Here is a 15,055-nt window from a genome sequence, read left to right on the forward strand (position 1 = left end):
ATGCCTATGTCGTGCAATCGTATTAATCACGAAGCCCAGCCTTCATATGAGAATACTTCTGAATCTTCCTCTTGCACATTCTCACTCAGTTCTCCGCAACAGGTTGTCTGGCTTGATCAAATCCTTCACCCTGATAATACCTGTTACAATATCGGTTCAGTGGTTTTTGTTGAGGGAGAATTGGATGAAACGCTGTTAATCCGTGCTTTTAAGAGCGTTGTTGCTCGTCATGATGCATTGCGTTTACGACTGGTTCATAATCAGGAATTACCACAACAAAAACTTGTTGATGCTTTACCTGTTTCCATCTCTGTCCATGATCTTTCCGGACACTCCAATCCAATAGAACAAGCTGAACAGTATCTCCACTCGGCATTTGTACGCCCGTTCGATTTAAATGACGAACTATGGCGCTTTGAATTGTTACGCATAGGCAATAACCGCTGGTACTGGCAGTTCTGCTGTCATCACCTTATCGGAGACGGAACTACTTTAGGGCTTATTTCCGAAGAGATAGCCAGCATTTACAGCAAGCTGGCCAGAGGTGAGGAAATGACAGAAAGTGTTCCCTCCTATCTTGATTTTGTGGATGAAGACACCGCCTATCTAAGTTCAAAACGCTATCTACAGGATCGGCAATTCTGGCTTGAACGTTATGAAAGTGTACCTCCTGCATTGCTCCAACCCTCTAATTCAGACAAAACTAAAGAATCCCGACATCCTGAGCCGGTCATTTATCAATTTGACAAAACACTTTTTCAACGCATAGAAGAATTGGTTGCTTCACAAGAGTTATCCGTTCTGCATTTTATGTATGCCGTCCTAGCCTGCTATTTTTTCCGTACAACTCATTTCTCACGTACTGACAGTTCTGAGGAAATTGTTTTTGGTATTCCCGTACACAACCGTAAAAATATCAAACAAAAACGCATGGTTGGGATGTTTACCTCAGTCATTCCGGTTGGTATTACCGTGACACCACAAGATTCTTTCCTCGATGTTATGAAGAAAGCAGCAACCGAGTTGCGCCGTTGTTATAAACGCCAGCGTTTACCCATTGCAGAACTCAACCGGCATTTACAGGCCCGACAGAAGTCAGGGCATGTCCAGCTATTCGATATTATGCTTTCATATGAAAAAATTGAGTTAAATGCCAGTCTGCCTGCGGCCTTACTGACTTGTTCTAAAATACAACGTGGTGCCCCGTTTCCTCTGATTGTTGCAGTTCATCAGTACGCATTTACGACGAATAATGAAGATGTAGGGAAACCCGTCACGCTGGAGTTTGATTATTCACCCGATTATCTGAATCATGCTGAAGCAGTGGCGCTTCAATCCCGTCTGGTAGCCCTGACAGAAGCCGCTATCGCATCTCCGGACACAGCAATCCGGCACCTGCCAATACTCTCACAGACAGAGCAACAACAGGTACTGGCAGATTTTAATGCCACTCAGATGAACTTCCCGAAAAGTACCTTAATTCATCAACTGGTTGAAATTCAGGCTGAACAATATCCCGATGCAGTCGCCGTGGAATTTGGCGAACAAACGCTGAGTTATGACGAACTTAATCGCCGAGCCAATAGGCTGGCTAACTATCTGGTTACACTGGGTGTAAAACCAGATGAACGGGTTGCGATTTGCGTTGAGCGCAGCCCGGAGATGATCGTGGGATTACTTGCAATCCTCAAAGCAGGAGGTACCTATATTCCACTCGATCCATCCTATCCGATGGAAAGACTGGCGTATATGCTCAGAGATTCCGAACCTGTGGTTCTACTCACACAGGTTGCTCTCTCTGAAGAGCTGGAACGTGCCATACCTGCTGTCGGATATACAACGGTGTTACTCGATAGCCAACAATCCTATCTGGCTGAACACCCAGAGTACAACCCAGATCCACAGGCACTGGGGCTGACTCCTCAGCATCCGGGTTATGTGATCTATACGTCAGGTTCAACCGGGTTACCCAAAGGGGTGGAGATGCCTTTGTCTTCACTGTCAAACCTGCTGCAATGGCACGCTTACTCACCTTCACGACTGAGCAGGACAGGTAAAACCCTGCAATTTTCTGCGTTCGGATTTGATGTCGCCTTTCAGGAGATTTTCACCACCCTGAGCGAAGGCGGCTGTCTGGTGCTGATCAGTGAAGCCATGCGCCGGGAACCCCAACAATTCCTTCAGCTGATTCAGCAAAAACAGGTTAATCGTATCTTCCTCCCCTATGTCGCTCTTCAGCATCTCGCTGAAGCTGCCGGTTCCAGTAAAGACGATTTTTCCTGCCTGACGCATATTATTACTGCTGGTGAGCAACTGCGTATTACCCCTGCCATTCAGCATTTAGTACAGCGTGCTGGCTGCCAGTTACATAATCATTATGGCCCGACGGAAAGTCACGTTGTAACAACATATACCTTAGACAAAGAAACTGAGCACTGGCCAGTACTGCCCCCCATCGGTCAGCCGATAGCCAATGCCCGGATTTATATTCTTGATGAATATGGTCAGCCAGTCCCTTCCGGCGTAACGGGAGAAATTCATATCGCAGGCCGGAGCGTTGCCCGTGGTTATCTGAATCGTCCTGAATTAACCGCAGAACGTTTCCTGATCGACCCGTTCTCCACAGAGCCGGATGCCCACATGTACAAAACCGGCGATCTCGGGCGCTGGTTACCTGATGGCAATATTGAATATCTTGGTCGAAATGATTTTCAGATTAAACTCCGGGGTTTCCGGGTTGAACCCGGCGAGATCGAAGCTCAATTAATGTTGTGTCATGGAGTACGAGAAGCAGTAGTTATCGCCCGTGAGGATGTTTTTGATGAGAAAACCGGCGGGCAAAAACGACTGGTTGCCTATTTGCGGCCACAGGAAGGTGTCAGACTAGAGCCTGCTGAATTACGCCAGCAACTTGTCCCGCATCTTGCCGAATATATGCTGCCCAGTGCGTTTGTCACTCTGGACGCTTTCCCGCTAACGCCTAACGGAAAACTTGACCGCAATGCCCTTCCAGCCCCGGATTTATCTGCGATGGCAACACATCCCTATGTGGAGCCTGTCGATAAAACAGAAATCGTTCTGGCACAAATCTGGCAAAGTTTATTCGGACTGGAGCGGGTTGGCCGCCATGACCATTTCTTTGAATTGGGTGGTGACTCCCTGCTGGCTGTCCAGCTGTCTGCCCGTATACGTCGGATCATGGGACGAGAGCTCCCTCTGCAACAGATTTTTACCCGACCGGCCCTGATGGAGTTGGCTCAGGTTATTTCTGAAGCAGCGGTATCCACGCAGACCGTTATCCCCTCGACTGATCGCAGCCAACCACTCCCGCTGTCCTTTGCCCAGCAGCGTTTATGGTTCCTGAACCAGCTCGATCCGGCTGCCAGCCGGGCCTACCATATTCCGGTAGCACTGCGTCTGACAGGTCAACTTAACCATCATGCCCTGACCAGTACACTCAATCATCTGGTTGCCCGCCATGAAAGCCTGCGCACTCGATTTATTCTGGTTGAAGGCCAACCTTATCAGCATATCGATCCTGCTGATACCGGCTTTACTTTGTCCTACCATGAGTTACGCAACTTAGATCCGGCGCAACGAGCTGAACGAATTGAAAAGATTACAGCACTTGAAGCTCTGACGACCTTTGATTTTATCCATGGCCCACTTGTTCGTGGTCATCTGCTGCAACTGACCGATGAAGAGCATCTGTTACTGATCACCCTGCATCATATCATCACTGATGGCTGGTCTATCGGTGTATTCATGCGTGAATTGGATATTATCTATCATGCATTGCTTAACGGTCATGATGTTTCTTTGTCACCATTATCCATTCAATACGCTGACTATGCTGTCTGGCAACGTGAATGGCTACAGAAAAACATTTTCACGGCCCAGCAAAATTTCTGGCGTATACAACTTGAGAATGCACCAGTACTTCTGTCACTCCCGACAGATCGGCCACGCCCGGCAATCCAGTCCTACATCGGCAGTCAGGCCCCTTTCCAGCTTGATAACACGGTGCTGGCATCACTTCAGGCTCTCGGAAAACGCCACGATACCACCCTTTTTATGACGCTTCTTGCTGGCTGGAGTATCGTGCTGTCGCGGCTGAGTGGTCAGGATGATGTCGTTATCGGCACCCCCATCGCCAATCGTTCACTTTCTGAACTTGAAGGATTGATGGGATTTTTTGTTAATACACTGGCCCTGCGGATCAGGCTCAATAATCATGTCTCTGTCGCTGATCTGTTGGCGCAAGTGCGGGAGCAGGCTCTGGCTGCTTACGCTCATCAGGATCTGCCTTTTGAACAGGTCGTTGAAGCCTTACAGCCTGAACGTAGTCTCAGCTATAGCCCTATCTTTCAGGTCATGTTAGCACTGGATAATACGCCGGTTCAGGATCAGACATCGCATGAATTACAAATCACCCGGCTTGAGCAGGCTGGTCATAGTGCCCATTTCGATTTAATGCTGTTACTGACTGAGAGTGATAGAGGTCTTACCGGCGGATTGGAATATGCCGTTGATCTGTTTGATGCCACAACCGCTGAGCGCATGGTGGGTTATCTCATCAATGTACTGACAGCCATGGCGGAAGATGAAACACAAGCCATTACGCACCTGCCCATGCTGTCCACCGCAGAACGGCAGCGGTTGCTGGTGGATTTCAACGCCACACAAGACACTTTTCCAGATATAAACCGCCCACAATCCGCCCTGATCCATGAACTGTTTGAACAACAGGTGACACAGACTCCGGCGGATATAGCTGTCGTTTTCGAACAACAAACCCTGAGCTATGACGCACTTAACCGTCATGCCAACCAACTGGCTCATTATCTGGTTAAGCTGGGAATAAAACCGGATGATCGCATTGCTATTTGCGTCGAACGCTGTACCGAAATGATTGTGGGCTTACTGGCTATCCTGAAAGCGGGCGGAGCTTATGTCCCTCTCGATCCGGCTTACCCTGCCGAGCGGCTGGCCTATATGCTGGAAGACTCAGCTCCGACAGCCATTCTGACCCAGACAACACTGGCTGACACGCTGCTCAGCGCTGTACCCATTGTTCTGCTCGACAATATACTCGATATCAGCTCCTCCACTCTGGCAGAACTGCCCGATCACAACCTTGACGCACAGGCACTGGGGCTGACTTCACACCATCTGGCCTATATTATCTACACCTCCGGTTCAACCGGTCTGCCGAAAGGTGTGGCGGTCGAACACCGCAATACCGTCAATTTACTGAACTGGGCGCAGACAACATTCAGCCCGCAAGCGCTGGCACACACCCTTTTTGCCACGTCACTGAATTTTGATCTCTCCGTATATGAATGTTTCACGCCTCTGATTTCTGGCGGTACGGTGCATGTTGTCCCTGATGTGCTGTCGCTGATCAATACAAGATCTATCGCTACAAAACAGAACATCAGCCTGATCAATACCGTGCCCTCGGCTATCCCGCAACTGATTGAAGCCAATGCGATACCTGCGAGTATCCTGACTGTCAATTTAGCGGGTGAGGCACTAAAACCACATGTCGTTAAACTGTTATTCACACACACAAATATCCGGCATATATGCAATCTGTACGGTCCCTCAGAAACGACAACTTATTCGACATGGACACGTATAGACCGGACAACGGGCTTCCACAATCATATCGGACGCCCGATCGCCAATACCCGGATTTACATCCTCGAACCCTCTGGTCAACCTGCACCATTAGGCACTGTCGGTGAGATCCACATTGCCGGAGCCGGTGTAGCGCGGGGATATCTGAATCGCCCTGAACTGACAATGGAACGTTTCCCCGCCGATCCTTTCTCCTCAGAACCCGATGCCCGCATGTACAAAACCGGTGACCTCGGTCGCTGGCTGCCGGATGGCAATATCGAATACATTGGCCGCAATGATTTTCAGGTCAAAATCCGTGGCTTCCGCATTGAACTGGGGGAAATTGAAGCACAGCTTATACAGTGTGACGGCGTACGCGAAGCAGTGGTTATCGCCCGTGAAGAGACTTTTAATAAACTGGCTATTGAGGAAAAAACAGGTGAACAAAAACGGCTGATCGCCTATTTACGTCCACAGGAGGGTGTTGAACTCTCCCCTTCAGAACTGCGCCAGCAACTCGCTCAACACCTTGCTGAATATATGTTGCCCAGTGCTTTTGTTGTGTTGGAAAACTTCCCGTTAACCCCTAACGGAAAACTTGACCGTCAGGCACTGCCTGAGCCTGATGCTTCGACAGTGATAACCCGCAGTTATCAGGCTCCCATAGGGGAGAAAGAAACCACACTGGCACACATCTGGCAGGAGCTGCTGGGATTAGAGCAGGTCAGCCGCCATGACCACTTCTTTGAACTGGGCGGTCATTCGCTGATGATGGTCAGTCTGATTGAACGACTGTACAAATTTGGCTGGAAACTGGATGTCCGCAGTGTGTTCTCAGCGCCAGTCCTGATGGTAATGGCTCAGGCGATTCAGGGAGATGCCGATACTTTTGTTGTTCCGCCTAACCTTATTCCCGACGATTGCACAGCCATTACACCGGATATGCTGCCGCTGGTTTCACTTTCACAAGCCGAAATTGATGCGATCGTCGAAGTCACTCCCGGCGGAGCCAGCAATATACAGGATATCTATCCACTGGCACCGTTACAGGAAGGCATCCTGTTTCACCATCTATTACAGGAACAGGACGATATTTATTTGCTCCACTGTATGCTCACTTTCAATACCCGTGCATACCTTGATGATTTCCTGTCAGGTTTTCAATATGTTATCGACCGCCACGATATTCTGCGTACAGCCGCCTGCTGGCAGGGGCTGGTCAAACCGGTTCAGGTTGTCTGGCGTCAGGCGCGGCTGACGATCAATGAGTTCATTCCGTCCACAACAGATGATATTCCCGCTCAACTAAGAGCGCTCAATAATCCGCGTGAACACCGTCTTAAGCTAAACCATGCCCCCCTGTTTTTGGTAGATATCGCTTATGATCCGGTTCAGGATAACTGGCTGCTGGCACTGCACTTTCATCATATGATCGCTGATCATATGACACTGGAGCTGATTTTCGACGAAATTGCCCTGATACAGCCTATCCAGAAACAGCTTGCCCAGAAACAACAAGGGCAAACTGAAACATTACCTGCTGCCGTGCCTTATCGTAACTTTATCGCCCAGACGTTAAGCGTGCCACCCGCGGTACACGAGGCCTATTTCCGTGAACAGTTGGCTGATATCGACACGCCCACCGCACCTTTTGGCGTGCTCTCCCTAACGGATGATGAACCTGTTGCTGAAGCACACCTCTCTTTCGATCCGGTTCTGGCGGAGAATATCCGTAAACAGGCCCGCCGTCTGGGAGTCAATCCGGGCGTACTGTTTCATGTCGCATGGGCACAGGTACTGGCACAAACCAGCGGCGGTCATGATGTTGTATTCGGCTCAGTGTTATTAGGTCGGTTGCAGGGTGGCAAAGGAACAGCCCGAACACTGGGGATGTTTATCAATACCCTGCCAGTACGGGTTTCCCTGACAGGCCAGAGTGTGCTGGATACCGTGCAGGCTACCTATCGCAATCTGACCACCTTACTGGAGCACGAACAGGCACCGCTGGCACTGGCACAGCAATGCAGCGGCGTGGCGCAGCCGATGCCACTGTTGAGTACTCTACTTAATTATCGCCATACCCGGCTCAATGAAGATGATATTTTTGAAATGCCTCAGCTGGGTATGCGCATTCTCGCGGTGGAAGAACGGACAAATTACCCAATCACCCTGTCCGTGGATGATACGGGAGCAGGGTTCCGTCTGACAGCTCTGGCAGGAGCAGGCATTGATCCGGCACGCATTACCACTTATCTGGAAACAGCCCTTCGTGGCTTGACTGACGCACTGGCTCGCAATCCACAGCAACCGATTCAAGGGTTATCCATTCTGCCCGCTACAGAGCGTCAACAATTACTGGTGGATTTCAACACAGCTCAAACAACCTTATCACCAACAGAAGATGCCCAGCCGGGTTTGATCCATCAATCGTTTGAGGAGCAGGCCGCACATCACCCCGACGCAATCGCTATAACGTTTGAGGGCAATGCCTTTAGCTATGGCGAACTTAACCGTCGGGCCAACCAACTGGCGCATTATCTGATTGCGCAAGGTGTACGCCCCGATGATCGGGTCGCTATTTGCACCGAGCGCAGCCCTCTGCTGATTATTGGCCTGCTCGCTATTCTGAAAGCCGGAGGCGCATATTTACCCCTTGATCCAGCTTATCCGGCGGAAAGATTGCGGTATATGCTTGAGGATGCCGCTCCCGTCGCCATACTGACGCATTCCGTTCATGCGGATAAATTGGCGGAAAACCACATTCCGACCGTGTTACTGGATGCACAGGAAGCCTGCCTGACAACACAACAGATGGATAATCCCGCGGTTCATCTGACAACACACAATCTGGCCTATGTGATTTATACCTCCGGTTCAACCGGGCAACCGAAAGGCGTCATGGTTGAGCATCGAAGTGTGCTTCGTTTGATTATCAATAGCGGTTTTGCGGATATCGGCCCTGACGACCGTGTTGCTCATTGTGCCAATATTGCGTTTGATGCTTCGACATGGGAAATCTGGTCAGCCCTGCTGAACGGCGGATGTTTACATATTATTCCCCAGACTGTCCTGCTGGATCCGGTGCGTTTCAGTCATTCACTCATTGAAGGGAAAGTGACCGCGCTTTGGCTGACTGTCGGTCTGTTCAATGCCTACCTTGATGTTCTTATGCCGATGTTCGGGCAGTTACGCTATTTGCTTGTTGGTGGTGATGTTCTCGACCCCGCTAAGAGCAGGCAGGTATTATCTTCTGAGTCTCATCCCGCACAGCTGATTAACTGTTATGGCCCGACGGAAACCACCACGTTTGCCACCACTTATGCAATAACATCTCTCGCTGATGCAACTCACTCTGTTCCGATTGGTGGCCCGATTGCCAATACACAGATCTATATTCTCGATCCCAACGGGCTGCCTGTTCCTGTTGGTGTTGCCGGAGAAATTTATATTGCCGGAACCGGTGTTGCCCGTGGTTATTTAAATCTGCCTGAGTTGACTGCTGAACGTTTCCTTGCCGATCCTTTCTCTTCCGAACCTGATGCGCGCATGTATAAAACAGGGGATCTGGGGCGCTGGCTGGCTGATGGCAATATCGAATACCTCGGCCGTAATGATTTTCAGGTCAAAATCCGTGGCTTCCGTATTGAACTGGGGGAAATTGAAGCGCAGCTGATGCAGTGTAACAGTGTGCGTGAAGCTGTCGTGATAGCCCGTGAGGACGGATCAAAACAAAAACAGTTGGTCGCTTATTTGCAGCCACACAATGGCCAATCGTTAATTCCCGCGGAACTGCGTCAGCAACTTTCACAACACCTTGCTGACTATATGCTGCCCAGTGCTTTTGTCATGCTGGAAACGTTCCCGCTGACACCCAATGGCAAGCTGGATCGTCAGGCACTTCCTGCGCCTGATCTGGCCGCAGTAGTGACCCGTGGTTATGAAGCCCCGATCAATGAAATAGAAACGGCACTGGCTCAGATTTGGCAGAAATTACTGGGTGTGCAGCAGGTCGGGCGTTACGACCATTTCTTTGAACTGGGGGGGCATTCCCTGCTGGCGGTTCAGTTTGTCGCATACGTTCGTCAGGAACTGGCAAAAACCCTGTCATTAAAACAACTCTTTGACCAGCCCATTCTGGCTGATTTAGCACAACTGATCACTGAAACTGCAACAGCCCGTCAAATCGAGATCCCGATTGCTGACAGAAACCAGCCATTGCCACTCTCTTTTGCACAACAACGGTTATGGTTCCTGACACAAATCGATCAGGCCGCCAGTCTGGCCTATCATATTCCCGTTGCATTACGTCTCAGCGGGCAACTCAGCCACCACGCACTGAGTCAGGCACTGAATAATCTGGTCGCTCGGCAAGAAAGCCTGCGTACCCGCTTTATCTCTGTAGCAGGTCATCCCTGCCAGTACATTGATCAGGCTGATACCAGTTTCACGCTGTCTCACCATGACCTGCGCCAGTTAACTCCTGAAGAACGTACTGACCGTATTACTGAATTAACCACGCTTGAAACCCAGACGCCATTTGATTTCACACAAGAACCATTAGTTCGGGGTCACTTGCTACAACTGGCTGATGAAGAGCATATCTTTCTGCTCACCCAACACCATATTATTGCCGATGGCTGGTCTGTCGGTGTACTCATGCGCGAGCTGAGCATTCTCTATCGTGCGGCGCTTGAAAATCAGGAGAACCCGTTACTGCCATTGCCCATTCAGTATGCTGATTATGCCGTCTGGCAACGTGGCTGGTTGCAGGGTTCGGCTCTGACTGCACAGAGCGATTTCTGGTTTTCCCGGCTTAAAGATGCTCCGGCTTTATTAACACTACCGACTAACAGACCCCGTCCGACTGTACAATCGTTCGTCGGCGGTCGGGTTCCTGTTTATTTTGATGCCGAACTACTGGCTTCATTGAAAAAGCTGGGGCAGCGCCATAACAGCACCCTGTTTATGACCCTGCTGGCGGCATGGAGTATTGTCCTCGCCCGGCTGAGTGGACAGGATGATATTGTCATCGGTACACCGGTTGCCAACCGGCCTCACCAGACACTGGAAGGGTTAATCGGATTTTTTGTCAACACATTAGCCCTGCGTACCAGAATAAGCGATTCCGACAGTGTTACCGAGCTGCTGACTCAGATCCGTGAACAGATGCTGGATGATTACGCTAATCAGGATCTGCCTTTTGAACAAGTGGTGGAAGCCTTACAGCCGGAGCGTGACCTCAGTTACAGCCCGGTATTTCAGGTGATGCTGGCTTTAAACAACACCCCGGCTCAGGCGTTAAATCTGCCCGATATCCATTGTACGCCAGTAGAGCAGATACACCCCAGCGCGCATTTTGATTTAACCCTGTCTCTGACCGAAAACGAAAGCGGTCTGGCAGGTGAACTGACTTATGCCGCCGATTTGTTTGATTCCGCAACCATTGAGCGCATGACTGGCTATTTAGTCAATGTGCTCACCGCAATGGTCACGGATGATACGCAATGTATTGCCACTCTGCCTATGCTACCAGCATCGGAGCGGCATCAACTGTTGGTGGATTTCAATGCTATTCAGATCGGTTCTACCCAATCCGGTTTCCCACAAAATGCACTTATCCACCAGCTTGTTGAAGCACAAGTATTACAGCGTCCTGATGCTATTGCCGTAGTTTATGAAAATCAGACGCTGAGTTATCACGAACTGAACCAGCGAGCTAATCAATTGGCTCATCATTTACTGGCGCTGGGCGTGCGCCCGGATGATCGGGTTGCCCTATGTGCTGAACGCAGCCCGGAAATGGTCATCGGCCTGCTTGCCACACTGAAAGCCGGTGGTGCTTATGTCCCCCTCGATCCGGCTTATCCGGCGGAGCGGCTTAACTTTATGCTGGAGGATGCCGCTCCGGTTGTGTTATTAACCACCACTGAGTTGGCAAACCAGCTTGCCAGCACATTACCGACTGTTTTACTCAATCATCCTGAACAATTTACGACAACACAACGAACGGATAGCCCGGATGCTCAGGTATTAGGGCTGACACCCCGCCATTTGGCTTACGTTATTTATACCTCCGGTTCAACGGGTCAGCCGAAAGGCGTGATGATTGAACATCATAGTCTGTGTAATCTGGTCACTACCCAACAAAATGCCCTTGCCCTCACGCCTGAGAGTCGGGTTCTGCAATTTGCTTCCGGCAGTTTTGATGCCTCTGTCTGGGAATGCGCTATGGCGCTGCTGACGGGAGCCAGTCTCTATCTGGCAAAACGTGCTGACCTTCTACCCGGTGCGATCCTGTCAGATTATCTGGAAACCCATGCTATCAGCCATGTCCTCCTGTCACCAACTGCGCTGGCGGCAATGGACTCTCTGCCCGATACCCTTCAGACATTACTGGTCGGCGGGGAAGCCTGCCCACCGGGTTTAGTCAAACGCTGGTCAGCGGGGCGGCAGATGCTCAATGCCTACGGGCCGACGGAAATTACCGTCTGTGCAACGCTTTATCCGTGTGATAGTCAGGAAAATACTCCACCGCCGATTGGTCGCCCCATTACCAATACACAGATTTATATTCTTGACGCCAACACCCAGCCTGTTCCGGTGGGTGTCACCGGAGAGATTTATATCGCGGGTTCCGGCGTTGCCCGTGGTTACCTGAACCGGCCTGAACTGACAGCAGAACGTTTCCTGAACGATCCATTCTCTTCTGAACCAAATGCGCGTATGTACAAAACGGGGGATCTGGGTCGCTGGCGTTCTGACGGTAATATCGAATACCTCGGACGCAATGATTTTCAGGTCAAATTACGCGGTTTTCGTATCGAACTGAGGGAAATTGAAGCCAGACTGGTGCAGTGTTCCGGCATACGGGAAGCCGTAGTTCTGATGCGGGAAGACGAACCGGATCAAAAACGGTTGGTTGCCTATCTGAAACCGGAAGAAGGTACTGAACTGGTTCCCGCTGAACTACGTCAGCAACTGGCTCAGCATCTGGCTGAATATATGCTGCCCGGTGCTTTTGTGATGCTGGATAGTTTCCCGCTGACCCCCAATGGCAAACTGGATCGTCAGGCACTGCCTGCACCTGATCTGTCTGCGCTGGCAATACAGGGCTATAAAGCGCCTGTTGGTGAAGCAGAAGTCACTCTGGCTCAAATCTGGCAACAATTACTCGGGCTGGAACAGGTCAGCCGTTATGACAACTTCTTTGCTCTGGGCGGGCATTCACTGCTGATTGTCAGCCTGATTGCGGAATTGCATAACCACGGCTGGCAGCTTGATGTCCGCAGTGTGTTCGCTGCGCCTGTGCTGGCAGATATGGCACAAGCCGCTCAGCGTGATGCCGAAGTTTTTGTCGTCCCACCTAACCTTATCCCCGATGGCTGTCAGGCTATTACACCGGATATGTTGCCGCTGGTTTCCCTGTCCCAGTCAGACATTGACGCTATCACTGCCCATGTTTCCGGCGGAGCGGGTAATGTGCAGGATATCTATCCGCTGGCCCCGTTACAGGAAGGCATTCTGTTCCATCATCTGTTACAGACACAGGGTGACGACTATTTATTACATACCCTTATTGCCTTTGACACCCGAACTCACCTTGATAGTTTCCTGAGCGCCATGCAGCAGGTCATTGACCGCCACGATATTCTGCGCACCTCGGTTTACTGGCAGGATCTGGTACAGCCCGTTCAGGTGGTATGGCGTCAGGCAGCGTTATGCATCAAAGAATTTACGCCGGAAACAGAAGACGATATATCGGCCCAATTACGTACCCACACCGATCCGCGCTGGCACCGTATTGACCTGACTCATGCGCCCCTGTTCACGGCTGATATCGCACACGATACGGTACAAAATGAGTGGTTACTGGCACTACGTTTCCATCATCTGGTCAGTGACCATATGACACTCGATCTGATCTTCGCCGAAATTGCCCGCATACGGCAGGGAAATGCAGATACGCTGCCTGTTTCAGTGCCCTATCGCAATTTTATCGCCCAGACGCTGAATGTACCGGTTTCAGTACACGAAGATTATTTCCGCGAGCAACTGGCAGATATTGACGAACCTACGGCACCCTTTAATGTGCTTAAAATGCCGAAGAACAGCGCTTTACCTGATCATCCTCAATTGCGGGATAACAGTAATTCCGTCGCCAAATCCCGTATTTTACTGGATAACGATCTGGCAAACGCGATTCGTTCTCAGGCTCGTCGTCTGGGCGTTACTCCCGGTGTTCTGTTCCATGTTGCCTGGGCACAAGTACTGGCACACACCAGCGGTCGTGATGATGTGGTTTTTGGCTCCGTGCTGCTGGGTCGCTTGCAGGGCATCACCGGCGCAGAGCAAATACTGGGGATGTTTGTTAATACCCTCCCGATCCGCATTTCTCTGGCTGACCGGCGTGTGCAGGAAACCGTGCTGGATACCTATCATCGCCTGACGGCACTATTAGAGCATGAGCAGGCTCCGCTGACACTGGCGCAACAGTGCAGCGGTGTAGCCCAGCCGATGCCGCTGTTCGGTGCTTTGCTCAATTATCGCCACAGCCAGATGACTCAGACTGAAATGGATACCCTCTGGGCAGATATGCGTGTCGTTGCAGCGGAAGAGCGGACTAACTACCCGATTACTCTGTCCGTGGATGACTTAGGTGACGGTTTTCAGCTCACGGCGCTGACTGTTACTGACATTTCCCCTGATCAGGTCACAAGCTATCTGATAACTGCGATTAACGGGCTGATTAAAGCTTTAATTGATCAACCTCAGCAACCGATTCTGGATATTCCGATTTTATCGGGATCAGAGCGGCAACGGCTGTTGGTGGAGTTTAATTCTGCTGAAACGCAAAGCGTATTCCCGGAAAATATGCTGATCCACCAGCTAATCGAAATTCAGGCATTACAGCGCCCTGATGCTATTGCCGTCACCGATGAAAATCAGTCACTGAGCTATCGAGAACTGAACCAGCGCGCCAATCGTCTGGCTTATCACCTACTGACTCTCGGCATACGCCCCGATGATCGGGTCGCTATTTGTATTGAACGCAGTCCGGAAATGGTCATTGGGCTGCTTGCTATTCTCAAAGCCGGTGGGGCTTATCTGCCACTTGATCCTCACTATCCGGCGGAGCGGCTTAGCTTTATGCTTGAGGATGCTGCACCTGTTGCCTTACTGACCCGATCTCAGTGGCATGAAAAACTGAACAGTACCTTACCTGTTATCTTGTTGGACGATGAGTCAGACAGCGCCGCATCGTTCCCCATCCATAACCCTGACATTCAGGCTTCAGGGCTGACATCACGCCATCTGGCCTATGTTATTTATACCTCCGGTTCGACCGGTCAGCCGAAAGGTGTCATGGTTGAACACCGGAACGTGGTTTCCCTGCTTATCAATAACGGTTTTGCCGATATCGGGCCGGATG

General features: G+C 50.6%; 1 protein-coding gene (running past one end of the window). It reads left to right on the forward strand.

The window, feature by feature from the left end:
- Nucleotides 1–15,055, forward strand: partial view of a non-ribosomal peptide synthetase gene (locus AAC855_RS05315; protein ID WP_340608593.1) — the 5' portion only. It continues 7,874 nt past the right edge of the window; the window shows 15,055 of its 22,929 coding nt (coding positions 1–15,055); it begins with the start codon at nucleotides 1–3; the stop codon falls past the right edge of the window.

The organism is Xenorhabdus bharatensis (assembly GCF_037996705.1).
Classification (GTDB): Bacteria; Pseudomonadota; Gammaproteobacteria; order Enterobacterales; family Enterobacteriaceae; genus Xenorhabdus; species Xenorhabdus bharatensis.